The organism is Paracidovorax avenae ATCC 19860, from assembly GCF_000176855.2.
GTDB classification, from domain to species: Bacteria; Pseudomonadota; Gammaproteobacteria; order Burkholderiales; family Burkholderiaceae_C; genus Paracidovorax; species Paracidovorax avenae.
The window spans coordinates 631,116-655,459 of the sequence record NC_015138.1 but is presented as its reverse complement, the minus strand read 5'-3'; the positions used below and the strand labels follow the sequence as shown (position 1 = coordinate 655,459).

General features: G+C 67.5%; 30 protein-coding genes and 1 tRNA gene. 9 read left to right on the top strand and 22 right to left on the bottom strand.

Annotation, left to right across the window (positions count from 1 at the left end; genetic code table 11):
- Nucleotides 1-58: 58 nt before the first annotated feature.
- The gene (locus ACAV_RS02995) at nt 59-1,594 is read left to right on the top strand and encodes an FAD-linked oxidase C-terminal domain-containing protein (RefSeq protein ID WP_013593096.1); all 1,536 of its coding nucleotides are present in this window, start codon (nt 59-61) and stop codon (nt 1,592-1,594) included.
- A 71-nt stretch (nt 1,595-1,665) separates the two neighbouring features.
- Here the strand turns inward: ACAV_RS02995 and ACAV_RS02990 are convergent, their stop codons facing one another.
- Entirely contained in the window at nt 1,666-2,769 is a 1,104-nt protein-coding gene (locus ACAV_RS02990; protein ID WP_013593095.1) for a hypothetical protein, read from the bottom strand.
- Between the two features lie 164 nt (nt 2,770-2,933).
- Between ACAV_RS02990 and ACAV_RS02985 the strand changes: the two genes are divergently transcribed.
- Both ACAV_RS02985 and ACAV_RS02980 read left to right on the top strand, forming a co-directional pair.
- Entirely contained in the window at nt 2,934-3,359 is a 426-nt protein-coding gene (locus ACAV_RS02985; protein WP_013593094.1) for a hypothetical protein, read from the top strand.
- A gap of 107 nt (nt 3,360-3,466) precedes the next feature.
- A complete protein-coding gene (locus ACAV_RS02980) occupies nt 3,467-3,895 on the top strand; it encodes a hypothetical protein (RefSeq protein ID WP_013593093.1) in 429 nt (142 codons plus the stop codon).
- Nucleotides 3,896-3,917: 22 nt separating this feature from the next.
- Here ACAV_RS02980 and ACAV_RS02975 read toward each other — a convergent pair whose 3' ends face one another.
- A complete protein-coding gene (locus tag ACAV_RS02975; protein WP_013593092.1) occupies nt 3,918-5,342 on the bottom strand; it encodes a DUF445 domain-containing protein in 1,425 nt (474 codons plus the stop codon).
- Nucleotides 5,343-5,553: 211 nt separating this feature from the next.
- The gene (locus ACAV_RS02970; RefSeq protein WP_013593091.1) at nt 5,554-6,693 is read right to left on the bottom strand and encodes an aminotransferase class V-fold PLP-dependent enzyme; all 1,140 of its coding nucleotides are present in this window, start codon (nt 6,691-6,693) and stop codon (nt 5,554-5,556) included.
- 204 nt (nt 6,694-6,897) lie between these two features.
- Here ACAV_RS02970 and ltaE point away from each other — a divergent pair, with 204 nt between their 5' ends.
- Nucleotides 6,898-7,962 (top strand): low-specificity L-threonine aldolase, encoded by a 1,065-nt coding sequence (gene ltaE / locus ACAV_RS02965; RefSeq protein ID WP_013593090.1) that lies wholly within the window; start codon nt 6,898-6,900, stop codon nt 7,960-7,962.
- Nucleotides 7,963-7,973: 11 nt separating this feature from the next.
- Here ltaE and ACAV_RS02960 read toward each other — a convergent pair whose 3' ends face one another.
- Complete coding sequence (locus ACAV_RS02960; RefSeq protein ID WP_013593089.1) at nt 7,974-8,696, bottom strand: YggS family pyridoxal phosphate-dependent enzyme; 723 nt, start codon at nt 8,694-8,696, stop codon at nt 7,974-7,976.
- Nucleotides 8,697-8,737: 41 nt separating this feature from the next.
- On the opposite strand from ACAV_RS02960, the gene ACAV_RS02955 reads away from it, so the two are divergent.
- The 4 genes from ACAV_RS02955 (at nt 8,738) to ACAV_RS02940 (ending at nt 12,693) form a co-directional block, all read left to right on the top strand.
- Complete coding sequence (locus ACAV_RS02955) at nt 8,738-9,781, top strand: type IV pilus twitching motility protein PilT (RefSeq protein ID WP_011793812.1); 1,044 nt, start codon at nt 8,738-8,740, stop codon at nt 9,779-9,781.
- An 87-nt stretch (nt 9,782-9,868) separates the two neighbouring features.
- Nucleotides 9,869-10,507 (top strand): cyclic nucleotide-binding domain-containing protein, encoded by a 639-nt coding sequence (locus ACAV_RS02950; RefSeq protein ID WP_013593088.1) that lies wholly within the window; start codon nt 9,869-9,871, stop codon nt 10,505-10,507.
- A 27-nt stretch (nt 10,508-10,534) separates the two neighbouring features.
- Nucleotides 10,535-11,671 (top strand): PilT/PilU family type 4a pilus ATPase, encoded by a 1,137-nt coding sequence (locus ACAV_RS02945; protein ID WP_013593087.1) that lies wholly within the window; start codon nt 10,535-10,537, stop codon nt 11,669-11,671.
- Between the two features lie 83 nt (nt 11,672-11,754).
- Nucleotides 11,755-12,693: an NAD(P)-dependent oxidoreductase gene (locus ACAV_RS02940; protein ID WP_013593086.1), complete on the top strand. Its 939-nt coding sequence runs from the start codon at nt 11,755-11,757 to the stop codon at nt 12,691-12,693.
- Nucleotides 12,694-12,792: 99 nt separating this feature from the next.
- Here ACAV_RS02940 and ACAV_RS02935 read toward each other — a convergent pair whose 3' ends face one another.
- From ACAV_RS02935 to ACAV_RS02925, 3 genes are all read right to left on the bottom strand, one after another.
- Nucleotides 12,793-13,449, bottom strand: coding sequence for a BON domain-containing protein (locus tag ACAV_RS02935; RefSeq protein ID WP_013593085.1), 657 nt, complete (start codon nt 13,447-13,449; stop codon nt 12,793-12,795).
- The gene (locus tag ACAV_RS02930; protein ID WP_013593084.1) at nt 13,446-14,048 is read right to left on the bottom strand and encodes an SIS domain-containing protein; all 603 of its coding nucleotides are present in this window, start codon (nt 14,046-14,048) and stop codon (nt 13,446-13,448) included. Before ACAV_RS02930 ends, ACAV_RS02935 begins: the two co-directional genes overlap by 4 nt.
- Nucleotides 14,049-14,119: 71 nt before the next feature.
- On the bottom strand, nt 14,120-14,527 hold the full coding sequence (locus ACAV_RS02925) for a YraN family protein (protein ID WP_041828534.1): 408 nt from the start codon (nt 14,525-14,527) through the stop codon (nt 14,120-14,122).
- On the opposite strand from ACAV_RS02925, the gene rsmI reads away from it, so the two are divergent.
- On the top strand, nt 14,527-15,486 hold the full coding sequence (gene rsmI / locus ACAV_RS02920; protein WP_013593082.1) for a 16S rRNA (cytidine(1402)-2'-O)-methyltransferase: 960 nt from the start codon (nt 14,527-14,529) through the stop codon (nt 15,484-15,486). The two genes, ACAV_RS02925 and rsmI, sit on opposite strands and share 1 nt — an antisense overlap.
- A gap of 84 nt (nt 15,487-15,570) precedes the next feature.
- Here the strand turns inward: rsmI and ACAV_RS02915 are convergent, their stop codons facing one another.
- From ACAV_RS02915 to rpsH, 15 genes are all read right to left on the bottom strand, one after another.
- Nucleotides 15,571-16,821: an Hsp70 family protein gene (locus tag ACAV_RS02915; RefSeq protein WP_013593081.1), complete on the bottom strand. Its 1,251-nt coding sequence runs from the start codon at nt 16,819-16,821 to the stop codon at nt 15,571-15,573.
- Nucleotides 16,822-16,982: 161 nt separating this feature from the next.
- A tRNA-Met gene (locus tag ACAV_RS02910) sits at nt 16,983-17,059 on the bottom strand.
- Between the two features lie 19 nt (nt 17,060-17,078).
- Nucleotides 17,079-17,483, bottom strand: coding sequence for a 50S ribosomal protein L17 (gene rplQ, locus ACAV_RS02905; protein ID WP_013593080.1), 405 nt, complete (start codon nt 17,481-17,483; stop codon nt 17,079-17,081).
- A 98-nt stretch (nt 17,484-17,581) separates the two neighbouring features.
- Nucleotides 17,582-18,574 carry a DNA-directed RNA polymerase subunit alpha gene (locus tag ACAV_RS02900; protein WP_011793801.1) on the bottom strand — a complete coding sequence of 331 codons (993 nt, stop codon included), beginning with the start codon at nt 18,572-18,574 and terminating at the stop codon, nt 17,582-17,584.
- 109 nt (nt 18,575-18,683) lie between these two features.
- Nucleotides 18,684-19,307, bottom strand: coding sequence for a 30S ribosomal protein S4 (rpsD, locus tag ACAV_RS02895; protein WP_013593079.1), 624 nt, complete (start codon nt 19,305-19,307; stop codon nt 18,684-18,686).
- 103 nt (nt 19,308-19,410) lie between these two features.
- Entirely contained in the window at nt 19,411-19,815 is a 405-nt protein-coding gene (gene rpsK / locus ACAV_RS02890) for a 30S ribosomal protein S11 (protein WP_011793799.1), read from the bottom strand.
- An 18-nt stretch (nt 19,816-19,833) separates the two neighbouring features.
- On the bottom strand, nt 19,834-20,199 hold the full coding sequence (gene rpsM / locus ACAV_RS02885; RefSeq protein WP_011793798.1) for a 30S ribosomal protein S13: 366 nt from the start codon (nt 20,197-20,199) through the stop codon (nt 19,834-19,836).
- Nucleotides 20,200-20,220: 21 nt separating this feature from the next.
- Nucleotides 20,221-20,334 (bottom strand): 50S ribosomal protein L36, encoded by a 114-nt coding sequence (gene rpmJ / locus ACAV_RS23965; protein ID WP_011793797.1) that lies wholly within the window; start codon nt 20,332-20,334, stop codon nt 20,221-20,223.
- A gap of 145 nt (nt 20,335-20,479) precedes the next feature.
- Nucleotides 20,480-21,799 carry a preprotein translocase subunit SecY gene (gene secY / locus ACAV_RS02880; protein WP_013593078.1) on the bottom strand — a complete coding sequence of 440 codons (1,320 nt, stop codon included), beginning with the start codon at nt 21,797-21,799 and terminating at the stop codon, nt 20,480-20,482.
- Nucleotides 21,800-21,826: 27 nt separating this feature from the next.
- Nucleotides 21,827-22,258 carry a 50S ribosomal protein L15 gene (gene rplO, locus ACAV_RS02875; RefSeq protein ID WP_013593077.1) on the bottom strand — a complete coding sequence of 144 codons (432 nt, stop codon included), beginning with the start codon at nt 22,256-22,258 and terminating at the stop codon, nt 21,827-21,829.
- A gap of 10 nt (nt 22,259-22,268) precedes the next feature.
- Nucleotides 22,269-22,451 carry a 50S ribosomal protein L30 gene (gene rpmD / locus ACAV_RS02870; RefSeq protein WP_013593076.1) on the bottom strand — a complete coding sequence of 61 codons (183 nt, stop codon included), beginning with the start codon at nt 22,449-22,451 and terminating at the stop codon, nt 22,269-22,271.
- A 14-nt stretch (nt 22,452-22,465) separates the two neighbouring features.
- Complete coding sequence (gene rpsE / locus ACAV_RS02865) at nt 22,466-22,984, bottom strand: 30S ribosomal protein S5 (RefSeq protein ID WP_013593075.1); 519 nt, start codon at nt 22,982-22,984, stop codon at nt 22,466-22,468.
- A 16-nt stretch (nt 22,985-23,000) separates the two neighbouring features.
- The gene (gene rplR / locus ACAV_RS02860; protein ID WP_013593074.1) at nt 23,001-23,366 is read right to left on the bottom strand and encodes a 50S ribosomal protein L18; all 366 of its coding nucleotides are present in this window, start codon (nt 23,364-23,366) and stop codon (nt 23,001-23,003) included.
- Nucleotides 23,367-23,377: 11 nt separating this feature from the next.
- Nucleotides 23,378-23,911, bottom strand: a complete 534-nt coding sequence (rplF, locus tag ACAV_RS02855) for a 50S ribosomal protein L6 (protein ID WP_013593073.1) — start codon at nt 23,909-23,911, stop codon at nt 23,378-23,380.
- 23 nt (nt 23,912-23,934) lie between these two features.
- Complete coding sequence (gene rpsH / locus ACAV_RS02850) at nt 23,935-24,330, bottom strand: 30S ribosomal protein S8 (protein WP_011793790.1); 396 nt, start codon at nt 24,328-24,330, stop codon at nt 23,935-23,937.
- Nucleotides 24,331-24,344 lie beyond the last annotated feature (14 nt).

Here is a 24,344-nt window from a genome sequence, read left to right as displayed (position 1 = left end):
CGCGGTGCTGAAAGAAAACTCACGCACCCGCGGCCCGCCTTACTCTAAAGTGAAGGGCATGAGCGCCGTCGCCCCCCTCCCCGCCGCATCCCCCGACCCCACGACCGCCAACCCGCACCCCGGAGCCACAGAGCGCGCCGCCCGGCAGGCGCAGGTCGTGCAAGCGCTGTCTGCGCACCTGCCAGCGCACATGCTGCTCTGGCATGCGGAAGACACCACGCCCTATGAATGCGACGGCCTCACCGCCTACCGCCAGCGCCCGCTGGTGGTGTGCCTGCCCGAGACCGAAGCCCAGGTGCAGGCCGTGCTGCGCACCTGCCACGCGCTGGGCGTGCCGGTGGTGGCGCGCGGCGCAGGCACGGGCCTGTCGGGCGGCGCTATGCCGCACGCCCTGGGTGTCACCTTGTCGCTGGCGCGCTTCAACCGCATCCTGTCCATCGACCCGGTGAGCCGCACCGCCCGCGTGCAGTGTGGCGTGCGCAACCTGGCCATCAGCGAGGCCGCCGCGCCCTGGCAGCTCTACTACGCACCGGACCCGTCCAGCCAGATCGCCTGCACCATCGGCGGCAACATCGCCGAAAACTCGGGTGGCGTGCACTGCCTGAAATACGGCCTCACCGTCCACAACGTGCTGCGCGTGCGCGGCTTCACCGTGGAAGGCGATCCGGTGGAGTTCGGCAGCGAGGCACTGGATGCCCCCGGCTACGACCTGCTGGCCGCCGTGATCGGCAGCGAAGGCATGCTGGCCGTGACCACCGAGGCCACGGTACGCCTGATACCGAAGCCGCAGCTGGCGCGCTGCATCATGGCCAGCTTCGACGACGTGCGCAAGGCCGGCGACGCGGTGGCCGCCGTCATCGCGGCCGGCATCATCCCGGCCGGGCTGGAGATGATGGACAAGCCCATGACGGCCGCCGTCGAAGACTTCGTCCAGGCCGGCTACGACCTGGCGGCCGAGGCCATCCTGCTGTGCGAGAGCGACGGCACGCCCGAGGAGGTCGAGGAAGAGATCGGCCGCATGAGCGAAGTGCTGCGCGCGGCCGGCGCCACCGCCATCACCGTGAGCGAGAACGAGGCCGAGCGCCTGCGCTTCTGGAGCGGTCGCAAGAACGCCTTCCCCGCCAGCGGCCGCATCAGCCCCGACTACATGTGCCTGGACTCGACCATCCCCCGCAAGCGCCTGGCCGACATCCTGCTGGCCATCCAGGAGATGGAGAAGAAATACGGCCTGCGCTGCTGCAACGTCTTCCATGCCGGCGACGGCAACCTGCATCCGCTCGTGCTGTTCGATGCCAACGACGCCGACGAGCTGCACCGCTGCGAGCTCTTCGGCGCCGACATCCTGGAGACCAGCGTGGCCATGGGCGGCACCGTCTCGGGCGAGCACGGCGTCGGCGTGGAGAAATTGAACAGCATGTGCACCCAGTTCACCACCGAGGAAAACGCGCAAATGTTCGCCCTCAAGGCCGCGTTCGACCCGGCGGGCCTGCTCAACCCGGGCAAGGTCATTCCCACCCTGAACCGCTGCGCGGAGTACGGAAAGATGCTGGTGCGCGGCGGGCAGATCGCGCACCCGGAACTGCCCCGGTTCTAGGGCGGCCCCCGCTCGCTGTCTCGCGCCGTTGCCGCATGCCGTCGCACGAGGTGTACCGCCCATGGCCGGAGCTACCCCGCCGGGGTCATCAGCAGCCAGCGACGCATGCGGGCCACGGTTTCTCCGCTCTGGCGCGTCAGGCGGCCCAGGTCGTCCAGCAGGTGGACCGTCGCGGTGCGGTACAGGGCTCCGCCCAGCGTGGTCAGCATTTCCAGCACCGCACGCTCCCCGGGCAACAGCTCCGGCGCAAGACCCTGCCCCACAGTGCGCGCCGGGTGCGCCTGGCGCGCTTCCCGCAGCGCCAGCGCGATCTCGGCCCGGTGCGCCACCGGACCGAGGCGTGCCTCCAGCCGCCCGAGCAGCCAGGTGATCTCCTGCACGCGCAGGTCGATCGCGTCCAGCATGGCGGCGGCGCACTCCACCTGCTCCGCCGCGTCCTGCAGCGGTGCGGAGTGCATGCGGGCGATCGCCAGCGCCTCGTCCACCCGGCCTTCCGCGCTGGCGCGCAGGGCACGCAGCACCACCACATCGATCACCCCGCCGAGCACCATGCAGGGCCCCTGCGCGTTGGCCGCCGCCACGGCGGCGCCGCTCAGCCAGGCCACCGTCGGGTTTTCCGCCGCGGTGCCCACCGCGCCGGCACCATGCCCCAGCGCCCAGGCCACCATGGCACCGGGGGACAGCCCCTGCCAGCCGTAGCTGCGCAGGTCCGCCGCACGGCCCACCACACCCGCCAGATCCTCCAGCCGCGGGGCGCCCTGCTCCGGCGTGCCGCCCAGCCCTGCGCCGCGCGTGGGCGCCATCCCGCGTGGCAGCCGGCGCGCCAGGCCCAGCACCGTGTCCAGCCCTTCTCCCTGGGCCTGCAGGCGCGCCATCCCCAGGGCCGACAGCCGGCCCCAGAGGGCGCGCCGGCGCGCCTCCAGCGCCAGTGCCATGGCACGAAAAGGCCATTCGGCCGAGGCGATCCAGCGGTCCGCCGTCGTGTCGGGATCCTTCATGCACCACGCCAGCCGCAGCTGGGCGATGGCGCGCTCCATCGGATCGTCCGGCTCCGGCCGGCCCTCGGGCCGGTAGTTGTACCCTTCGCTACGCTCCCCGTTTTCGGCGACCCCCCAGCCCCCGACGCAAAGCGCCCGTCCCGGCGCCTGCAGCGCCATGCCAACCACGTCCTCCATCGCACGCCCTTCCCTTTACCGTGGAGCCGTCCCGGGCCACCTGTGCATGCCTGCCGGCCCGCCAGACAGCGCCACGCCCCGAATCCGTAACCACAAATCACGTTGATTTCGTGACTATATAGCCGAATCACCCCGTTCCGGCGGGCGATCCCTAGCGTGACTGCATGCAGGATGCAAAGCAAAATTTTGCCGAGAAGTTACGGAACGCTATGGAAAAGGCGGGCTACGAGGCCCGGCCGTCTGTCCTCGAGCGGGAATTCAACATCCGCCACTGGGGCAAGCCCATGAGCCTGCACGGCGTGCGGCGCTGGCTGCGCGGCGAAACCCTGCCCGATCACCGCAAGCTCGTCACCCTGTCCCAATGGCTGCAGATTCCCCTGCAGGACTTCCTGGAAGACGTGGCGCCGCAGGCCGTGCGCCCCAGCGCCGAGCCCGGCGCCCTCTGGCATGCAGGCATGGGCTACGACGACCGCCAGCTGTTCGAGGTCTATCTGCGGCTGCCCGTGCCGCAACGCCGCATCGCCCGCGAGGTAATCCTCGCCATCGCCCGCGCGCATGCCGCCGAAGAAGAGCGGCGGGGCCGGAACTGACGTACGGATACCCGTTCCCTGCAGTCCACTGAACCAAGGATCACACCCCGGACGTAACCCGCATTCCGAGTCACGCCACGCTCTGCAGGGGTCCCTAGCGTGCCGGCATGCAGGACCAAGCAAAACAAAAATTCGCCCGGAAATTGCGGGAGGCAATGGAAACGGCAGGCTACGAGCCCAAACCCTCGGTGCTGGAACGCGAGTTCAATACGCGCCACTGGGGCAAGCCCATGACGCTCCACGGCGTACGCCGTTGGCTGCTCGGGGAAACCATGCCGGGCCCCCGCAAGCTCACCACGCTGTCGCAGTGGCTGCGCGTGCCCCTGGAGGACTTCGTCGATGTGGGGGACGGCAGCCCCGTCCTGCGCGCGGCCGGCGAGCCCCTCCACAAATGGCATGCCGGACTCGGCTACGACGACCGCGAGCTTTTCGACATCTATCTCAAGCTGCCGGTCCCCCAGCGGCGCCTGGCACGCGAGGTCATCCTGGCCATCGCACGGGCCCACGCGGTGGGAGAGGAACCGCGCAAGGGCTGACCCGGCAATGGAAGCCGCCGGCTCAGCCGGCGGCGAGGATTCCCAGCCCCTGGGCGATTTCCCGCGCGTGCGAGAGCGCGAACAGCACGAGTCCGATCAGGCCGCCGACCACGGTGCCGTTGATGCGGATGAACTGCAGGTCGCTGCCGATATGCAGCTCCACGAGCCGCGCCATTTCCTTGGCATCCCACCGGTCCACGGTGTTGCGGATGTGCTCGGCCACGAACTGCGACAGGTCGGGCGCCACCTGCGTGGCCCAGAGCTGCAGGCGCACGTTCAGCCGCACGCGCAGCGCGGGGTCGCCCGCCAGCGCCATGCCCAGCCACTGCCCCATGGCGGCCACCCTGCGCGAGATCTCGGAGTCGTCGTCGGCCAGGTCCTTCTGCAGCCGCTCGCGCAGGTTCGTCCACAGGTCATGCACGTAGCGGCCCAGGGTCTCGTCGTTCTGCAGGTACTCGCGCAGCTCGAGGCCGCGCCGCTCCCAGTCGGGATCGGTCTGCAGCCGCTCGATCAGCCGCTGCACCGCGGCATCGAGCGCCGAACGCAGCTGGTGCGCCGGATCGCTCGCCACCTCGGCCAGCAGGCTGTCGATGGCCTGGGCGATGGCCCCGGCCCCCTTGCCGCTGAGCCAGTCGGTGGGCAGCACCTTCTCCTTGAGGGGATGCTCCCGCTTGATCCACTGCACGATGGCTTCCGCGATGAAGGTGCGCGTCTCGGGGGCGCGCAGCAGCAGGGTCACGCGCGCGAGCACGTCGTCCAGCAGCACCTGGTGCCGCCCCCCCTGGGTGAGCGCGCCCAGCGCCGCGGCCATGGTGCGCGACAGGTCCAGCTGTCCCACCAGCGCACGCGCGGCCTGGTTCATGAAGCGCTGGATGCGTGCGTCCTCCACCGTATCGAGCGCCGCGAGTGCCAGCCGCGCCACCTGCCGCCCCAGCAGCTGCGCATTGCCCGGCGACGTCAGCCACTGCGCCAGCATGTCGGCCGGGTCATGGCGGCGGATCAGCGTGACCAGCGACGGGGCGTCCAGGAACTTGTCGCGCACGAACACGGCCAGGTTGCCGCCGATGCGCTCCTTGTTGCGCGCGATGATGTCGGTATGGCGCTGCACCCAGGGCAGCGGGATCCGGCGGAACAGGGCGGATACCGCGAACCAGTCGGCCAGCGCGCCGACCATCGCCGCCTCGGCCATCGCGCGCACGCACGACACCAGCAGGCTCGGCGGCAGGGCATAGGTGCCGGCGAAGACCGCCGCCACGGCCAGCAGCAGGCCGGTGGCCAGCCATTTCGACCGCGCCAGCGCCAGCGCGCGCTCGGTGGCGGCCGGCGATGCCGAAGGGCTTTCGGCCACGGGAGGAACCCCCAGGAGGCCGCCCGCGGCGCCCAGGGCTTCCATGCCCGGCGCGGTCCCGCCGTCGCCGGGGTTGCGGTTGCGACTGCTGCTGTCCATGCCCGGAGAATAGCCCGCCCGCCGCCCGGCGGGGCGTAAGGAACTGTTGCCCGTACGGGCTTGGCGGTTTAGAGCCACCAACACGCCCCCCCTTGCGTTGTTGTTCCGTCCTGTCGTACCTGATGTACTGCCTGCGACGGGACGCCTGGCCAGGGCCGCTTCGCTGGGTTGTGTCGGCAGCTCTTGGTGCTCTGCCGCGCCCGGTGTGGTTTCAGCCCTGGGCGGGCGCGATGCGGTCCAGGGCCGCGGCAAGGTGACCGACCGTGCGGTCCACGTCGCGCCACTTGTCCAGCCCGAAGAGGCCCAGGCGGAACGTCTGGAAATCCGGGCCCTCGCCGCACTGCAGCGGCACGCCCGCGGCCGTCTGCAAGCCGGCCTCCAGGAACTTCCGGCCGCTCTGGATGCCCGGATCGGTGGTGTAGCTCACCACCACGCCCGGCGCCTTCCAGCCCTCGGCCGCCACGCTCGGGAACCCGCGCGACTCCAGCAGCGCGCGCACCTTCGCGCCCAGTTCGATCTGCCGCTCGCGCACCCGCTCGAAGCCGTCGTCGCGGGTCTCGAACATCACGTCCCGCAGCCGCACGAGCGCATCGGTCGGCATGGTCGTGTGGTAGGCATGCTGCCCCTTCTCGTAGCCTTCCGCGATCTGCATCCACTTCTTGAGGTCGCAGGAGAAGCTGGAACTCTGCGTGCCCTCGATCGCCTGCCGCGCGCGCTCGCTCAGCATGACCATGGCGCAGCAGGGCGAGCCGCTCCAGCCCTTCTGCGGCGCGGAGATGAGCACGTCCACACCCGTGGCACGCATGTCCACCCACATCGCGCCGGAAGCCACGCAGTCCAGCACGAACAGCGCGCCCACCTCGTGTGCCGCCTCTGCCACGGTGCGCAGGTAGTCGTCCGGCAGCAGGATGCCGCTGGCCGTCTCCACATGCGGAGCGAACACCACCTTCGGCCGCTCGGCGCGGATGGCCTGCGCCACCTCGGCGGCCGGGCACGGCGCCCAGGGGGCCTGCGGGCCCTCGCCCTGCTGGCGCGCCTGGCAGACCACGGCACCGCCGCCCAGGCCGCCCGCGTCGAAAATCTGGCTCCAGCGGTAGCTGAACCAGCCATTGCGCACGATCAGCACCTTCTCACGGTTGGCGAACTGGCGGGCCGCCGCCTCCATGCCGAACGTGCCGCTGCCGGGAACGAGCACGGCGGTGTGGGCGCCGTACACCGACTTCAGCGTGGCGAGGATGTCCTGCACCACCGCGGCGAAGCGGCGGGACATATGGTTGAGAGCCCGGTCGGTGTACACGACCGAGAACTCCAGCAGGCCATCGGGATCGACATCGGGCAACAGACCGGGCATGGCGGGGCAACTCCTTGAAAACGGGAAAGGGGGCAGTCCCTGTAACGGGAACAGCGCGAAGCGCCCCAGCTTACACCTCCCGCAGGCGGGGGCGCACCCGCCTCCAGAGGGGATTTGCCCCCGTTTCGCTCCCGCAGCGGGTCGCCGCAGCTACTATCGCAGCCGAAGCCCGCCCCTTCTCCAGCCTCCCAGGAGCCCCTTCCGATGCACGACTTCCGCAGCGACACCGTCACGCAGCCCACCGCGGCCATGCGTGAAGCCATGCAGACCGCCCCCCTGGGCGACGACGTCTTCGGCGACGACCCTTCCGTGAACGACCTGCAGAACCATGCCGCGGAACTCCTGGGATTCGACGCCGCGCTGTTCGCCCCCAGCGGCACGCAGGCCAACCTCATCGCGCTCATGGGCCACTGCCAGCGGGGGGACGAAGCCATCGTGGGCCAGAGCTGGCACACCTACCGCTGGGAAGGCGGCGGCATGGCGACGCTGGGCTCCATCCATCCCCAGCCCATCGAGAACCGCGCCGACGGCACGTTGTGCCTGCGCGATATCGCGTCCGCCATCAAGCCGGACGACCCGCACTTCGCCCGCACCCGCCTCGTGGTGCTGGAAAACACGGCCGGCGGGCAGGTCCTGCCCAACCCGTACATCGCCGACGTGGCCGCCCTCGCGCGCAGCCGCCAGCTGTCCATGCACCTCGACGGCGCCCGCCTGTTCAATGCGGCCACCGCCAACGCCATGGCCCACGGCACGGACGTGTACGACGAGGCGCGCGCCATCTGCGCGCACTTCGACTCCGCCTCGATCTGCCTGAGCAAGGGCCTGGGCGCCCCCGTGGGCTCCCTGCTGCTCGGCTCCCATGAGTTCATCGCCCGTGCCCGGCGCACCCGCAAGATGCTGGGCGGCGCCATGCGGCAGGTCGGCATGCTCGCGGCCGCAGGGCACTATGCCCTGGACCACCACGTGCGCCGCATGGCGGACGACCACACCCTGCTACGCTCGCTGGCCGAGGGCCTGGCGGAGGTCGGCCGCAGCCATCCGGTGCTGCGCCGGCGCCTCAGCGTGGCCTCCGCGCACACCAACATCCTGTTCACCGACGTGCACTCCGACATCGCCCCGGCCCTCATGGCCTGGCTGTCCCAGCACGGCATCTACGTCACGCGCAGCCTCTGCGGCGGGCAGATCCGCCTGCGCTGGGTCACCCACCTGGACGTGGGCCCCGAAGACGTCGAACACACCCTGGGCTGCGTCGAGGCATTCCAGGGCTGACCCTGCGCTCCTTAGCGCGGGTAGCTGCGCGCGCCGAAGATCCCGCTGCCCACGCGCACCATGGTGCTGCCCGCGTGGATGGCGGCCTCCAGGTCGGCCGTCATGCCCAGCGAGAGCGTGTCGAAGTCCTCCAGGCCCGGAGCGCCGGATGCGCGCAGGCGGTCGAAGAGCGCCCTCGCCTGCGCATGCACCGAGAACTGCGCCGCGAAGTCCGGAGCCGGCTCGGGGATGGCCATGAGCCCCCGCAGCCTCAGGCGTGGCAGCCGCGCCACGGCCAGGGCCAGGCCGGGCACCTCGTCCGGCGGCAGGCCCGCCTTGGTGGCGCCGCCGTCCACGTTCACCTGGATGCACACCTGCAGCGCCGGCAGGTGGTCCGGGCGCTGCTGCGACAGGCGCTCGGCCGTCTTGGGGCGGTCCACCGTGTGCACCCAGTCGAAATGCTCCGCCACCAGCCGTGTCTTGTTGCTCTGCACGGGGCCGATGCAGTGCCATTCCAGCGCATGGGCGAGGCCGGACTCTGGCGCACCCAGGGCAACGATCTTCTCGACGCCCTCCTGGATGTAGTTCTCGCCGAACGCCCTCTGCCCCGCCAGCGCCGCCTCGCGGACGGCCGGGGCGCCGAAGGTCTTGGAAACGGCCAGCAGCCGCACGCTGGAGGGCGCCCGGCCCGCCCCCGCGCAGGCCTGCGCGATGCGGTCCAGGACCCCTTGGAGGTTGTTACCAATCGTCGTCATAATGATTGCTCTCAAGCGTACCAAACGACCAAGGGCTTTTCGTGGACATCACCCAACTGCTCGCCTTCAGCGTGAAGAACAAGGCTTCCGACCTGCACCTGTCCGCGGGCCTGCCTCCGATGATCCGCGTGCATGGCGACGTGCGCCGCATCAACGTCGATGCGCTCGACCACAAGACGGTGCATGCCATGGTGTACGACATCATGAGCGATGCCCAGCGCAAGGTGTACGAGGAGTTCCTGGAAGTGGACTTCTCGTTCGAGATCGAGGGCCTGGCGCGCTTCCGGGTCAACGCCTTCAACCAGAACCGCGGCGCGGCCGCCGTGTTCCGGACCATCCCGAGCAAGATCCTCACGCTCGAGCAACTCAATGCCCCGCGCATCTTCGCCGACCTCGCCCTCAAGCCGCGCGGCCTCGTGCTCGTCACCGGCCCCACGGGCTCGGGCAAGTCCACCACGCTCGCGGCCATGGTGAACCACCTCAACGAGACCGAGTACGGGCACATCCTCACGGTGGAAGACCCGATCGAGTTCGTGCACGACTCCAAGAAGTGCCTGATCAACCAGCGCGAGGTCGGGCCGATGACGCTGTCCTTCGCCGCCGCGCTGAAATCCGCGCTGCGCGAAGACCCGGACGCCATCCTCGTGGGTGAAATGCGCGACCTCGAGACCATCCGCCTGGCCATGACGGCCGCCGAGACGGGCCACCTCGTGTTCGGCACCCTGCACACCTCCAGCGCCGCCAAGACCATCGACCGGATCATCGACGTGTTCCCCGCCGAGGAAAAGGAGATGGTGCGCGCCATGCTGTCCGAATCGCTGCAGGCCGTGATCTCCCAGACGCTGTGCAAGACCAAGGACGGCCAGGGCCGCGTGGCGGCGCACGAGATCATGCTGGGCACCAGCGCCATCCGCAACCTGATCCGCGAGGCCAAGGTGGCGCAGATGTACTCCACCATCCAGACCAGCAGCAGCGTCGGCATGCAGACGCTGGACCAGAACCTCACCGACCTCGTGCGGCGCAACATCATCAGCCCCGCGGAAGCCCGCGGCAAGGCCAAGATTCCGGAGAACTTCCCGGGCTGACACCGCCCCGGGCGCCCCATCCCCCCATCCCCCAACACACCGCGCGGCAGACATCCAGCACCGCCGCGCGCGCACCGGAGCATCTCCATGAAAGGCATCCTCGGCCTGCTCAAAGCCAAGTCCCGCGGCAACAAGTCCGGCGGCGAAGGCGCCAGCGATTCGGTCTTTTTCACCACGGCCTTCGCCGGCCAGGGCGTGGACAGCTCCATGCTCGTGCCCTGGGAAGCCCGCGCCGTGGAGGTCGCTGCGCAGCGCCTGCCCGCAAGCCGGGGCGGCAAGCTGCTGCAGGCGCTCTGGTCGAAGGACCGCTACATGGCCCACCTCGACGCCTCCGCCGTCGAGCGCATGGAGCGGTTCTTCCATTTCGCGGCCGTGCCCGCCGACCGCGACGTCATCCGCCAGGACGAATACGGCAACTTCATGGTCGTGCTGCTGACCGGCACCATCGCCGTGGACCGTGTGCAGCCCTGGGGCGAGCACCTGCGGCTCGCGGAAACCCGCCCGGGCGACATCCTCGGCGAGATGTCGCTGCTGGACAGCGGCATCCGCTTCTCCGCCTGCACCACGCTGACCGACTGCGAGATCGCCGTGCTCAGCGCCGAGGCCCTGGACGACATGATGGCCAAGGACCCCCAGCTCGCCGCGAGCCTGGTCGCCCTGCTTGCGCGCAAGCTCTCGCAGCGCCTGCGGGTCGTCAGCGCCCGCCTGAGCGACAGCCAGCGCTGACGCCGCGGCGCACGACCGGAGCACTGAATGGAACGCGATCAGGCCAGCAAATTCATCAACGACCTGCTGAAGCTCATGGTGGGGCGCGGCGGCAGCGACCTTTTCATCACGGCGGAATTCCCCCCTGCCATCAAGGTGGACGGGAAGGTCACGAAGGTCTCCCCCCAGCCGCTCACGCCGGCGCACACCCTCACCCTTGCGCGCGCCATCATGAGCGACAAGCAGGTGGCGGATTTCGAGCGCACGAAGGAATGCAACTTCGCCATATCCCCCGCGGGCATCGGCCGCTTCCGCGTGAACGCCTTCATCCAGCAGGGCCGCGTGGGCATGGTGCTGCGGACCATCCCGCTCACGCTGCCCACCATCGACGGGCTGGGCGTGCCGCAGGTGCTCAAGGAAATCACCATGTCCAAGCGCGGGCTGTGCATCCTCGTGGGTGCCACCGGCTCGGGCAAGTCCACCACCCTCGCGGCCATGGTGGACTGGCGCAACGAGAACTCCTTCGGCCACATCATCACGGTGGAAGACCCCATCGAGTTCGTGCACCCGCACAAGAACTGCGTGGTCACCCAGCGCGAGGTGGGCCTGGACACCGACAGCTGGGAGGCGGCCCTCAAGAACACGCTGCGCCAGGCGCCCGACGTGATCCTCATGGGAGAAATCCGCGACCGCGAGACCATGGACCATGCCATCGCCTTCTCCGAGACCGGCCACCTGTGCCTCGCCACGCTGCACGCCAACAGCGCCAACCAGGCGCTGGACCGGATCATCAACTTCTTCCCCGAGGAACGGCGCGCGCAGCTGCTCATGGACCTGTCGCTCAACCTGCGCGCCATGGTGTCCCAGCGGCTCATCCCCAAGCAGGACGGCAAGGGCCGCGCCGCGGCGGTGGAAGTCATGCTCAACACGCCCCTGATCGCCGACCTGATCTTCAAGGGTGAAGTCGCCGAGATCAAGGAGATCATGAAGAAGAGCCGCAACCTCGGCATGCAGACCTTCGACCAGTCGCTGTTCGACCTCTTCGAGGCCAACGTCATCGGCTACGAGGACGCCCTGCGCAACGCCGACTCGCTCAACGACCTGCGGCTGCAGATCAAGCTCGGCAGCCAGCGCGCCCGCAGCACCGACCTGTCGTCCGGCACCGAGCACTTCGCCATCGTCTGACGCCATTTCCGCGCCGCGCCCGCCGCAGCCCGGCGGGCGTTGTCTTTTCCACCGTTCACGAGCACCCGACAGGAGACCACCCCATGCCATCCAGCACCGCACCGCGCAGCTATGACGCTCTTCCCTCGCGCAAGGTCGCCTTCCTGGGCCTGGGCGTCATGGGCTACCCGATGGCGGGACACCTGGCGCTCGCCGGCCACCAGGTCACCGTCTACAACCGGACCGCCGCCAAGGCCGCTGCCTGGTGCGAAGAATTCACCCAGGCTGCCGGCGCCCGGCATGCAGCCACCCCGCGCGAGGCCGCCCAGGGCGCGGACATCGTGTTCTGCTGCGTGGGCAACGACGACGACCTGCGCGCCGTCGTGCTCGGTGCCGACGGCGCCTTCGCCGGCATGCAGCCGGGCGCGGTCTTCGTGGACCACACCACCGCGTCCGCCGAAGTCGCGCGCGAACTGGACCGGGCCGCCCGCACGCTGGGCCTGCGCTTCATCGATGCCCCCGTCTCCGGCGGCCAGGCCGGCGCGCAGAACGGCCAGCTCACTGTCATGTGCGGCGGTGACGCCGAAGCATTCGACAACGTACGCCCCGTGGCGATGGCCTTCTCGCGCGCCTTCACGCGCATCGGCGACAGCGGCGCCGGACAGCTCGCCAAGATGGTCAACCAGATCTGCATCGCGGGCATCGTGCAGGGCCTGTCGGAAGCGATCGCCTTCGGCCAGCATGCGGGGCTGGACATGCCGCTGGTGCTCGACGTGATCGGCAAGGGCGCCGCCCAGAGCTGGCAGATGGACAACCGCGGCAAGACCATGGTGGAGGGCCGCTTCGACTTCGGCTTCGCCGTGGACTGGATGCGCAAGGACCTGGGGCTGGTGCTCCAGGAGGCCCACCGCAACGGCTCCCGCCTGCCCCTCACCGCCCTCGTCGACCAGTTCTATGCCGACGTCCAGCAGGCCGGCGGCGCGCGCTGGGACACGTCGAGCCTCATCACCCGCCTGGGCATGAAAAAGCCGAAGAACAACTGAGTACGGCGCAAGAAACCGCCGCGGTCCTCACTCCGCCCTGCCCACCGTGCTGCGCACGGCGAGAGCGGGGAAGCGGCGCAGTCGCCCAGGGAGTGCCTCTTACTTGCTATCCGTGGTGACCGGTGCCGGGGTCTGGGGCTGCTGCGAGAAGCCGCGCGCCAGTTCCTGCTCCGAGACGATCTCGAACACGCGCACCACCTTGCGCACGTCGTTCACGCCGCGCGCGATCTCCGTGGCACGGTCCGCCTCACGCTGCGTCACGCGGCCCATCAGATAGACGGTGTTGCGCTCCGTCACTACCTTGAAGGCGGTCGCGAAGATGTCCTTGGCGTCCACCAGGCTGGCGCGCACCTTGCCCGTGATCAGCGTGTCGTTGGCGCGCTGCGAGAGCGTGCTGGCCGACATCACCGCCAGGTCGTTCACCACCGAGCGCACGTTCTCGACGGTCAGCACCGTCTGCTCCACCCGCTCCTTGTCCTGCTGGGAGGGCACCTCGCCCGTCAGCAGCACCTGGCGGTTGTAGCTGGTCACGTTCACGTGGACCCGGTCACCGAAGGTGTCGCGCAGCCGGTTGCCTGCGCGCAGTTCGATGGTCTCGTCCTCCACCTGGGTCCCGGTGGTGCGCCGGTCCGCGGCCATCATGGTGCCCACGGCGGCGCCGCCGATCACCAGCGGCGCGCATGCCGAAAGCGCCGTTCCCAGGGCGACGGCGGCCAGCACGGCGCCAGTGGTACGGGTCAACGTCTGCAAGGTCATAGCGGTATCTCCTGTTCACCAAATAACTGGGCATCCACCCCATCGCACAGACAGTGCAGCACCAGCGCATGCACTTCGCGCACACGGGCCGCACGGTCGTGCGGCACCTCGATCAGCACGTCCGTCTCGCGCAGCAGCCCGGCCAGCGCGGCACTGCCCCGCCCGGTAAGGGCGATCACGGTCATGTCCCGCTCGTGCGCGGACTGGATGGCCTCGACCAGCGCGGCATCGGTGGCCGCGCTGCCGTCGGCCACCGCCAGAAGCACGTCGCCCGCCTGGCCGAGCGCCCTCACCTGGCGCGCCAGCACCTGCGCATCGCCGCCGGGCATGCCGGGCGCGGACCAGAGCGCATCGGGCTCCAGCGCAACGGCCGCCAGTTCGGGCCGCTCCCGCTCGAAGCCGGCCACGCAGAGCGCCGCGAACTGCCGCGCCTGCGCGGAGGCCGCCCCGCTGCCGCAGGCCAGGACCTTGGCTCCGCTGGTGACGCACGCCAGGATGGCCTGCACGGCCGCCCCGATGGGTTGACTGAGGATTTGCGCGGCCTGGTACTTGAGATCCGCGCTGTCGATGAAATGCTGTTGGATGCGTTGCTCGAGCATGTATGCCGATGATACCCCCCGGGTGCTATCGCTTTGGTGGCAAAGCGTTGGCACGGCATGCGGCTGCCGCGCTAACCGGCATCGAACGCAGCCTGCAGCCACTGCACCGCGTCGCCACTCACCAGTACCGCATCGAAGCGGCACGGAGGCAGCGACGGCCAGCGCAGCAGGTAGTGCCGCGCCGCGAACACGATCCGTCGACGCTTGGCCGCACCGATGCTCGCGCCAGCGCCACCGTAGGCATCGCTCGCCCGGCTGCGCACCTCCACGAACACCACGGTGCCATCGCGATCGCGCAGGATCAGGTCGATCTCTCCGCCCCCACGACCCGGCGTCCGATAATTGCGCGTCAGCAGCCGCAGGCCGGCGGCCTGCAGATGGGCCAGCGCACGGTCCTCCGCGGCCATGCCCGCCGCCCGCGTCGTCGTCTTGCGCACGGCCCCGTCCGTGCCGCCGGTCTTTTTTTCAAGGATTCCCATTGAGCGCCTCTTTCGCCTCCGCCCTGTCCGCCGCGCGCGACGCGGCCGCAGCGCAGCATTATCCGCAGGGCGCCCTCTACGTCGTCGCCACGCCGATCGGCAACCTCGCGGACATCACCCTGCGCGCCCTGCACGTGCTGCAGCTGGCCGATGCCATCGCCTGCGAGGACACCCGCCACACGCAGTCCCTGCTGCGCGCCTACGGCATCGACAAGGCCCCGCCGCAATGGATGGCCGTGCACCAGCATAACGAGGCCGAGGCGGCCCAGGCCGTCGTGCAGCGGCTGCAGCGCGGCGAGCGCGTCGCCTACGTGAGCGACGCCGGCACCCCGGGCGTGAGCGACCCGGGCGCCCGGCTCGTCGCCGCCGTGCAGGCGGCCGGACTGCGCGCGCTGCCGCTGCCCGGTGCGAGCAGCGTGACGGCCGCACTCAGCGTCGCCGGGGCCCTCGATGCCGGCGCGGCCTCGCACCGGCCGCTGGCCGGTGGATTTCTATTCGCCGGCTTTCTCCCCACGCGCGCCTCGGAACGCCAGGCCGCCGTCCAGGCCCTGGCGGCCGAACATCGCTGCACCGTCCTGCTCGAAGCACCCCACCGCATCGCCGACCTCACAATAGCGCTGGCCCCCCTGGGGGACCGCTTGGTCACCCTGGCACGGGAAATCACCAAGCAGTTCGAGGAAATCGCCACCTTGCCCGCCCATGCCCTGGCCGCCTGGCTGGGAGAGGAAGGAAGCTCGCGCACGCGCGGGGAATTCGCCATCGTCGTGCATCCCGCAGCCCTGCCCGGGGGCGACGACAACCCCACCACCGCGTCCGGCCTGCGCATCCTGCGCCAGCTGCTGGCCGAGCTGCCCGTCAAGACGGCAGTCCGCCTGGCGGCCGAGATCAGCGGAGCGCCGCGCAACGCGCTCTACGACGCCGCGCTGGCGATGAAGAAGGAAGGCGCCGAGGGCGGCTGAGACCGGGTGCCACAACCGCATGCCGAGCCTGCACGAAAGCGGAAGCTGCGGGCGGCTTTCAGCGGGCGACGCGCCCCCTCCGCCTCAGGAACGGACGGTGTACGCCAGCCCGGAGGCCACGCCGCCGAACAGGTCCCCTTCGACCTGGGGCACACCGGGAAACGCCACGGCCAGCGCATCGCGCAAAGGCTTGAGGGCAGAGGAGCCGCCCGTGAGGTAGAGCGCATCCACGCCCCGGGCTCCGAGGTCGGCCGCGGCGAGGCATTCCGCAGCGCACCCCACCACCTCCTGCAACGGTTGCTGCAGTGTGTCCGCCAGCGAAGCCGGGGTGACGGTTGCATCCAGTCCCCGCTCCACCCATCCGAGCGGCAGCGCTGCCGGAGCTCCGCTGCTCGAGACATCGATCTTCGCCTGCTCCACCGCCTGGGCCAGGCGATGCCCCCACCGCTCCGAAAGCACCACCATCAACCGGTCATGCAGGCGGGTGTCGCGATAGTCCGGCCTCAGCCCCTTCGCTTCCGCGAGGGCCCTGGGGCTGTATAGCCATTGGATCAGGTGCCAGGTCGAAAGGTCGAAGAAAATGCGGCTGGGCACCTCACGCCCCGATGGACCATGGTGCCCCAGGCCGAGCAGGGGCATCACCTGCGAGCGGCTGAGCCGCTGGTCGAAATCCGTCCCGCCCAGGTGCACGCCGGCGGTGGCGAGCACATCGCTGCTGCGGTCGGCGCGACGGGAGCGCTCCGGCCCGAGCAGGACCACCGTGAAGTCGGAGGTCCCCCCACCGATGTCCACCACCAGCACGCGCGTTTCCCGGTCCACGCGCTGTTCGTAGTCGAGCGCCGCCGCGATGGGCTCGAGCTGGAAGGAAACATCCGCGAAGCCGGCCATTTCCGCCGCCCGCCGCAGCGCCCCTTCCGCCAGCGCGTCTCGCGCCGGGTCACCGTCCACGAAATGCACCGGCCGCCCCAGCACCACATGCGCCGGAACGCCGCCCACCACGGCCTGCGCGCGCTGGGCCATCGTGCGCAGGAACAGCGCGATGATGTCTTGGTAGCTCATCAGCGTCCCTTGAACCGCCGTCTTTTCCTCCAGCAGTGCACTGCCCAGCAGGCTCTTGAGCGAACGCATCAACCGCCCTTCGGTGCCCGCCAGGTACTGGGCGATCGCATCCCGGCCCACGTGCGTGCGGGACTCTTCGGTATTGAAGAACATCGCCGTCGGCAGCGTGTGAAACGACTGCTCCACGGGGACCATCTGCGCCACCCCGCCCTCCCGCCGGACCGCCATCGCGGAATTGGAAGTACCGAAGTCGATGCCAAGGGTCAGCGGGCGCATGGGATTCGAAAAGCAGTGTGGGAGACACCGGCAGGCCCCGGTTCGCGGAGGCCGTCACCGAACAGAGCGCCACCCGGGAAGCCAGCAGGGCCAGCGGGCAACGCAAAAACAAAAACGCCCACTGTGAAGTGGGCGTTTTCGAAAGTGCAAGGCACTTGTGTTGGTTGCGCGAGAAGGATTTGAACCTCCGACCTTTGGGTTATGAGCCCAACGAGCTACCAGACTGCTCCATCGCGCGGCAAGAAATAAATTATAGCTTACTTTGCGGCGTCTGCGGAAGAATCTTCAGAAACTTCTGCGACTTCCGGGCGATCGACGAACTCGACGAAGGCCATGGGAGCGTTGTCGCCCACGCGGTAACCCATCTTCAGGATGCGGGTGTATCCGCCGGGACGGGCCTTGAACAGGGGGCCGAGCACGTTGAAGAGCTTGGTCACGCTGTCACGGTCACGCAGGCGGTCGAAGGCCAGGCGGCGGTTCGCCACCGTGTCTTCCTTGGCCAGGGTGATCATGGGCTCGATCACGCGGCGCAGTTCCTTGGCCTTGGGGACGGTGGTCTTGATGGCCTCGTGCTCGATGAGCGAGTTCATCATGTTCTGCAGCATCGCGAGGCGGTGCGAGCTGGTGCGGTTCAGTTTACGGAGTCCGTGTCCGTGGCGCATGGTGCTTTTCCTTATCAGTCAATTAAAACGGGCAGCCGTATCAGGTACTGCCCGCAGCACTGGTTCCCCGAAATGGGAAACCGAAGATTATAGAGCGATCAGCGCTTGTCGAGGCCAGCCGGGGGCCAGTTCTCGAGCTTCATGCCCAGCGTCAGGCCGCGCGAAGCCAGCACTTCCTTGATCTCGTTGAGCGACTTGCGGCCCAGGTTCGGGGTCTTGAGCAGTTCGTTCTCGGTACGCTGGATCAGGTCGCCGATGTAGTAGATGTTCTCGGCCTTCAGGCAGTTGGCGGAACGCACGGTGAGTTCCAGCTCGTCCACGGGGCGCAGCAGGATCGGGTCGAACGTGGCGCTGCCGCGCGGGCCGGCCGGCGTATCGAATGCGGCCAGTTCGCCGCCCTCGAGCTGTGCGAAGACAGCGAGCTGCTCGACCAGGATCTTGGCGGAGGCGCGCACGGCGTCTTCCGCGGTGATCGCACCATTCGTCTCGATCTCGACCACCAGCTTGTCCAGGTCCGTGCGCTGCTCGACGCGGGCGCTCTCGACGGTGTAGCTCACACGCTTGACCGGCGAGAAGGATGCGTCCAGCACGATGCGGCCGATCGACTTGGTCGATTCGTCGGCATAGCGGCGCAGGTTGCCCGGCACATAGCCACGGCCCTTCTCCACCTTGATCTGCATGTCCAGCTTGCCGCCTTGCGACAGGTGGGCGATCACGTGGTCGGGATTGACGATTTCAACGTCGTGCGGCGTCTGGATGTCGCGCGCGGTGACCACGCCCTCGCCATCCTTGCGCAGGCTCAGCGTGACTTCGTCGCGGTTGTGGAGCTTGAACACGACGCCCTTCAGGTTCAGCAGGATGTTCACGACATCTTCCTGAACGCCGTCGATGGACGAGTACTCATGGAGCACGCCGGCGATCGTCACTTCCGTTGCTGCGTAACCCACCATGGACGACAGCAGCACGCGGCGGATGGCGTTGCCGAGCGTGTGCCCGTAACCGCGCTCGAAGGGTTCCAGCGCGACCTTGGCGCGGTTGTGTCCGAGCTGCTCGACGTTGATCGTCTTGGGTTTCAGCAAATTGGTTTGCATGCAGACTTCCTCTCAATACCCCCAGCTCGTTACACCGGTAAGGCTGGCGAAGCACCCATACCGCGATGCCTCGCGGTATGGGAAACAATTGCGATCGATGAACGCTGGATTAGCGCGAGTACAACTCAACGATCAGGGATTCGTTGATGTCTGCACCGAACTCGTCGCGGTCGGGAGCCTTCTTGAAGGTACCTTCGACCTTGTCGGCATTCACTTCCACCCAGGCGGGGATGCCCACCTGCTGGGCCAGTTGCAGCGCTTCCACGATGCGGGCCTGCTTCTTGGACTTCTCGCGCACGGCCACGATGTCGCCGGGCTTCACGAGGTAGGAAGCGATGTTCACGGACTGGCCGTTCACCGTGATGGCCTTGTGGGACACCAGCTGGCGTGCCTCGGCACGGGTGGAACCGAAGCCCATGCGATACACCACGTTGTCCAGGCGGGACTCGAGCAGCGACAGCAGGTTGGCGCCGGTGTTGCCCTTGCGGCGGTCAGCGGCTTCGAAGTAACGGCGGAACTGCTTTTCCAGCACGCCGTACATGCGCTTGACCTTCTGCTTCTCGCGCAGCTGCAGGCCGAAGTCGGAGGTGCGGGCGCCGGAGGTGCGGCCGTGCTGGCCGGGCTTGGAGTCGAACTTGGCCTTGTCCGCGATGGAGCGGCGTGCGCTCTTCAGGAACAGGTCGGTGCCTTCACGGCGGGAGAGTTTGGCCTTGGGGCCGAGATAACGTGCCACTTGAGCTTCCTTGAAATGTCATCTGCCGCGCCGAAAAACGCGGGAGCCACCCGCACCATGCCTTGCGGCATGCGCCCGGGTGGCGGTGGGCTTACGCAAAAAATCAGATACGACGGCGCTTTTGCGGGCGGCAGCCGTTGTGCGGAACCGGGGTCACGTCGGAGATGGACGTGATGCGGATGCCCAGGGCACCCAGTGCGCGCACCGACGATTCGCGACCCGGGCCAGGGCCCTTGATCTCGACGTCGAGGTTCTTGATGCCTTGCTCGATCGCGGCGCGGCCGGCCACTTCGGAAGCCACCTGGGCAGCGAAGGGCGTCGACTTGCGCGAACCCTTGAAGCCCTGGCCACCGGAAGAGGCCCAGGACAGGGCGTTGCCCTGGCGGTCCGTGATCGTGATGATCGTGTTGTTGAACGAAGCGTGCACGTGCGCGATGCCGTCGGAAACGTTCTTGCGAACCTTCTTGCGCACACGCTGCGCTGCGTTATTGGCGGGAGACTTTGCCATGTGGATCTTTCAATCTGCTTATTTCTTGAGCGCTGCGGCACCCTTGCGCGGACCCTTGCGGGTACGGGCGTTCGTGCGGGTGCGCTGACCACGCATCGGCAGACCACGGCGATGGCGGAAACCACGGTAGCAGCCGATGTCCATCAAGCGCTTGATGTTCATCGTGGTTTCGCGACGCAGATCACCTTCGATGGTGAACTGGGCGATCTGGTCGCGGATTTTTTCGAGATCGCCGTCCGTCAGATCCTTGATCTTCTTGGAGTAGGCGATGCCGCAGGCTTCGCAGATCTTGCGAGCGCGCGTGCGTCCGATGCCGAAGATAGCCGTCAGGCCGATTTCAGCATGCTGATGCGGCGGAATGTTGATGCCAGCGATACGTGCCATTTGCGTCCTCTAAACTTTCAATCAACCTTGGCGCTGCTTGTGGCGCATGTCGGTGCAGATGACCCGCACGACACCCTTGCGGCGGATGATCTTGCAGTTGCGGCAGATTTTCTTGACCGAAGCCGAAACTCTCATTTCACTCTCCTAAAACTAGTCCATTCGTTCCGGCCACGCGCGGAACACATTTGCGTGCCCGCGATGGATCGATGGGCATCATTAACCGTAACATGCTGGAGGCGAACCCGCGATTGTAGCGGATCCGCTCCCGGCTCGCCAGACCTCAGGTGCCTGGTGTTGCTTTGAAGTTCGCCTTCTTGAGCAGCGACTCGTACTGCTGGGACATCATGTAGTTCTGCACCTGGGCCATGAAGTCCATGGTGACGACCACGATGATCAGCAGCGACGTGCCGCCGAAATAGAACGGCACGTTGTACTTCAAGATCAGGAACTCCGGCAGCAGGCAGACGAAGGTGATGTACACCGCGCCGGCCAGCGTCAGCCGCACCAGGATCTTGTCGATGTAGCGGGCCGTCTGATCGCCCGGACGGATGCCGGGGATGAACGCACCGCTCTTCTTCAGGTTGTCCGCCGTCTCACGGCTGTTGAACACCAGCGCCGTGTAGAAGAAGCAGAAGAACACGATGGCGGCCGCGTAGAACATCACGTAGATGGGCTGGCCGGGGGTCAGCGCACCGGAGATGTCGCGCAGCCAGCGCATCGATTCACCGGCACTGAACCAGTTCACGATCGTGGCGGGCAGCAGGATGATCGACGACGCGAAGATCGGCGGGATCACGCCGGCCATGTTCAGCTTCAGCGGCAGGTGCGAAGACTGTCCCCCGTAGACCTTGTTGCCCACCTGCCGGCGGGCATAGTTCACGAGGATCTTGCGCTGACCGCGTTCCACGAACACCACGAAGTACGTCACCAGCGCCACCAGCAGCACGATGAAGATGGCCGCCAGGATGCTCATCGCACCCGTTCGCACCAGCTCCAGCAGGCCGCCGATCGAGCTCGGCAGGCCGGCCGCGATGCCCGAGAAGATCAGGATCGAGATGCCGTTGCCGAGGCCGCGCTCGGTGATCTGCTCGCCGAGCCACATGAGGAACATGGTGCCGGCCGTCAGGCTGACCACCGCGGTGAGGCGGAAGCCGAAGCCCGGGCTCAACACGAGGCCGGCGGAGCTCTCCAGCGCCACGGCGATGCCAAGCGACTGGAAAATGGCCAGGCCCAGCGTTCCGTAGCGCGTGTACTGGGTGATCTTGCGGCGTCCGGCCTCGCCTTCCTTCTTCAATTGCTCGAAGGTGGGAAGGACATAGGTCATCAGCTGCATGATGATCGATGCCGAGATGTACGGCATGATCCCCAGTGCGAACACCGTGAAGCGGGACAGAGCACCGCCCGAGAACATGTTGAACAGGTTCAGGATACCGCCATGCTGGCCACTGAACAGCTGCTGCAACTGGGCCGGATCGATGCCAGGCACCGGGATGTGTGCCCCGATGCGATAGACGATCAGGGCCAGCAGCAGGAAAACCAGCCGGCGACGCAGGTCGCCGAATTTACCGGTCTTTGCAATCGACGCTGCACTGGTAGCCACGAATGCGTTCCTTCTTCAGGGTGCCGTTCAGGCCAGGCTGCCGCCGGCGGCCTCGATGGCTGCCTTCGCACCCGCCGTGGCACCGATGCCGTTCAGCTTCACGGCCTTGGTCAGTTCGCCGCTCTTGATGACCTTGACCACCTTGGCGAGCTGGCCCACCACACCGGCGCTCTTGAGCGCTGCGAGGTCGACTTCGGCCAGGCCGAGCTGTTCGAGCGTGCCCAGGGTCACTTCGGCGTTGAACTTCAGCAGGTGCGACTTGAAGCCGCGCTTGGGCAGACGGCGCTGCAGGGGCATCTGGCCGCCTTCGAAGCCCACCTTGTGGTAGCCACCCGAACGCGACTTCTGGCCCTTGTGTCCGCGGCCTGCGGTCTTGCCCAGGCCGGAGCCGATGCCACGGCCCACACGGCGCTTGGCATGCTTCGCACCTTCTGCGGGCTTGATGCTATTGAGTTCCATCATCAACCTCTCAGAGGACCTTGACCAGATAGCTGATCTTGTTGATCATGCCGCGCACTTCGGGGCTGTCCTTGAGCTCGCTGATGCTGTTCAGCTTGCGCAGGCCCAGGCCGCGAACGGTGGCGCGGTGCGATTCCTTGGTGCCGATGGGGCTGCGCACCAGTTGAATCTTGACGGTTTGTTGCGTAGTCATTTGCGGAGCTCCGTTCAGGCGAAGATGTCTTCGACCGACTTGCCGCGCTTGGCAGCCACTTCCGCGGGGGTCGTGGAGTTCACCAGCGCGTCGAACGTGGCGCGGACCATGTTGTAGGGGTTCGAGGAACCATGGCTCTTGGCCACGATGTCGGTGATGCCCACGACTTCGAACACGGCGCGCATGGGGCCGCCGGCGATGATGCCGGTACCCTTGGGAGCCGGATGCAGTTCGACCGATGCGGCACCGTGATGGCCCTTCACCGAGTGGTGGATGGAACCGTTCTTGAGCGCAACCTTCACCAGGTTGCGGCGGCACTCTTCCATCGCCTTCTGCACGGCTGCCGGCACTTCCTTGGACTTGCCCTTGCCCATGCCCACGCGGCCGTCACCGTCGCCGACCACCGTCAGTGCAGCGAAGCCGAGGATACGGCCGCCCTTCACGACTTTGGTCACGCGGTTGACCGCGATCATCTTCTCGCGCATCCCGTCGTCTTGTCCTTCGGTCTGCACTTTGGGTTGAAACTTAGCCATTTTCTATTCGCTCCGCTTAGAACTGCAGGCCGGCTTCACGCGCGGCTTCTGCGAGGGCCTTCACGCGGCCGTGATATGCGAATCCAGCGCGGTCGAATGCGACTTTCTCGATGCCGGCAGCCTTCGCCTTTTCAGCGATGCGCTTGCCGATCATCTGGGCCGCGGCGGCGTTGCCGCCCTTGCCGGAACCGCCCAGTTCCTTGCGCACTTCGGCTTCCGCCGTGGATGCGCTGGCAAGCACGCGGTTGCCGTCTTCGGAAATGACGCTGGCGTAGATGTGGAGGTTCGTGCGGTTCACCGTCAGACGGACCACGCCTTGCTGTGCAATGCGGATACGGGTCTGGCGCGAACGACGAAGACGCTGCTCTTTCTTGGTCAACATGCTGCAGCTCCTTACTTCTTCTTGGTCTCTTTGATCGTGACCTTTTCATCCGAATAACGGATGCCCTTGCCCTTGTAGGGCTCGGGAGGACGAACGGCACGGATTTCGGCAGCCAGCTGGCCGACGCGTTGGCGGTCCGCGCCCTTGATCACGATTTCCGTGGGGGTCGGCGTGGCCACCGTGATGCCGGCGGGCATGTCGAAGTTCACGGGGTGCGAATAGCCGACGGCGAGGTTCAGCTTGGCGCCCGAAGCCTGGGCCTTGTAGCCCACGCCGATCAGGTTCAGCTTCTTCTCGAAGCCCTTGCTGACACCCACCACCATGTTGTTCACGAGCTGGCGGATGGTGCCGCTCATGGCATTGGCTTCGCGGGAATCGTTGACAGGCTCGAAGCTGAGCTTGCCTTCCTTGTTGGCGATCTTGACCAGGCGGTTCTGCGCCACGGACAGCGTACCGCCCGAGCCCTTCACGCTGATCTGGTCTTCCGTGATGGACACATCGACCCCGTTGGGGATGGCCACCGGCATTTTTCCTACGCGGGACATTTCAGTTTCTCCTCGATGCCACGTTAAGCGACGTAGCAAAGCACTTCGCCGCCGACGCCGGTGGCACGTGCCTTGCGATCCGTCATCACGCCCTTGGGCGTGGTGACGATGGCAACGCCCAGGCCGTTCATGACCTGGGGGATGGAGTCGCGACCCTTGTACACGCGCAGGCCGGGACGGCTCACGCGCTCGATGCGCTCGATCACCGGACGGCCGGCGTAGTACTTCAGGGAAATTTCGAGTTCGGACTTGTTGCCTTCGGACTTCACTTCGAAGCCGTCGATGTAACCCTCGTCCTTCAGCACCTGCGCGATGGCGATCTTCACTTTGGAAGAAGGCACGGAAACGGTGGCCTTGGACACCATTTGCGCATTGCGGATGCGGGTCAGCAAGTCGGCGATGGGATCACTCATGCTCATGTGTTTTCTCCTGC

Coding starts and splice junctions, on each gene's coding strand:
- rpmJ (WP_011793797.1), bottom strand. CDS start 20,334: ATGAGAGTTTCGGCTTCGGTCAAGAAAATCTGCCGCAACTGCAAGATC.
- rplO (WP_013593077.1), bottom strand. CDS start 22,258: ATGGAACTCAATAGCATCAAGCCCGCAGAAGGTGCGAAGCATGCCAAG.
- ACAV_RS02960 (WP_013593089.1), bottom strand. CDS start 8,696: ATGACGACGATTGGTAACAACCTCCAAGGGGTCCTGGACCGCATCGCG.
- ACAV_RS02950 (WP_013593088.1), top strand. CDS start 9,869: ATGAAAGGCATCCTCGGCCTGCTCAAAGCCAAGTCCCGCGGCAACAAG.
- rplR (WP_013593074.1), bottom strand. CDS start 23,366: ATGTTGACCAAGAAAGAGCAGCGTCTTCGTCGTTCGCGCCAGACCCGT.
- ACAV_RS02990 (WP_013593095.1), bottom strand. CDS start 2,769: ATGGAGGACGTGGTTGGCATGGCGCTGCAGGCGCCGGGACGGGCGCTT.
- ACAV_RS02940 (WP_013593086.1), top strand. CDS start 11,755: ATGCCATCCAGCACCGCACCGCGCAGCTATGACGCTCTTCCCTCGCGC.
- ltaE (WP_013593090.1), top strand. CDS start 6,898: ATGCACGACTTCCGCAGCGACACCGTCACGCAGCCCACCGCGGCCATG.
- ACAV_RS02980 (WP_013593093.1), top strand. CDS start 3,467: ATGCAGGACCAAGCAAAACAAAAATTCGCCCGGAAATTGCGGGAGGCA.
- rpsE (WP_013593075.1), bottom strand. CDS start 22,984: ATGGCTAAGTTTCAACCCAAAGTGCAGACCGAAGGACAAGACGACGGG.
- rpmD (WP_013593076.1), bottom strand. CDS start 22,451: ATGACTACGCAACAAACCGTCAAGATTCAACTGGTGCGCAGCCCCATC.
- rplQ (WP_013593080.1), bottom strand. CDS start 17,483: ATGCGCCACGGACACGGACTCCGTAAACTGAACCGCACCAGCTCGCAC.
- rplF (WP_013593073.1), bottom strand. CDS start 23,911: ATGTCCCGCGTAGGAAAAATGCCGGTGGCCATCCCCAACGGGGTCGAT.
- rpsK (WP_011793799.1), bottom strand. CDS start 19,815: ATGGCAAAGTCTCCCGCCAATAACGCAGCGCAGCGTGTGCGCAAGAAG.
- ACAV_RS02935 (WP_013593085.1), bottom strand. CDS start 13,449: ATGACCTTGCAGACGTTGACCCGTACCACTGGCGCCGTGCTGGCCGCC.
- ACAV_RS02945 (WP_013593087.1), top strand. CDS start 10,535: ATGGAACGCGATCAGGCCAGCAAATTCATCAACGACCTGCTGAAGCTC.
- ACAV_RS02925 (WP_041828534.1), bottom strand. CDS start 14,527: ATGGGAATCCTTGAAAAAAAGACCGGCGGCACGGACGGGGCCGTGCGC.
- rpsM (WP_011793798.1), bottom strand. CDS start 20,199: ATGGCACGTATCGCTGGCATCAACATTCCGCCGCATCAGCATGCTGAA.
- ACAV_RS02930 (WP_013593084.1), bottom strand. CDS start 14,048: ATGCTCGAGCAACGCATCCAACAGCATTTCATCGACAGCGCGGATCTC.
- ACAV_RS02900 (WP_011793801.1), bottom strand. CDS start 18,574: ATGCAAACCAATTTGCTGAAACCCAAGACGATCAACGTCGAGCAGCTC.
- ACAV_RS02995 (WP_013593096.1), top strand. CDS start 59: ATGAGCGCCGTCGCCCCCCTCCCCGCCGCATCCCCCGACCCCACGACC.
- rpsH (WP_011793790.1), bottom strand. CDS start 24,330: ATGAGCATGAGTGATCCCATCGCCGACTTGCTGACCCGCATCCGCAAT.
- ACAV_RS02915 (WP_013593081.1), bottom strand. CDS start 16,821: ATGCGCCCGCTGACCCTTGGCATCGACTTCGGTACTTCCAATTCCGCG.
- ACAV_RS02970 (WP_013593091.1), bottom strand. CDS start 6,693: ATGCCCGGTCTGTTGCCCGATGTCGATCCCGATGGCCTGCTGGAGTTC.
- ACAV_RS02975 (WP_013593092.1), bottom strand. CDS start 5,342: ATGGACAGCAGCAGTCGCAACCGCAACCCCGGCGACGGCGGGACCGCG.
- ACAV_RS02985 (WP_013593094.1), top strand. CDS start 2,934: ATGCAGGATGCAAAGCAAAATTTTGCCGAGAAGTTACGGAACGCTATG.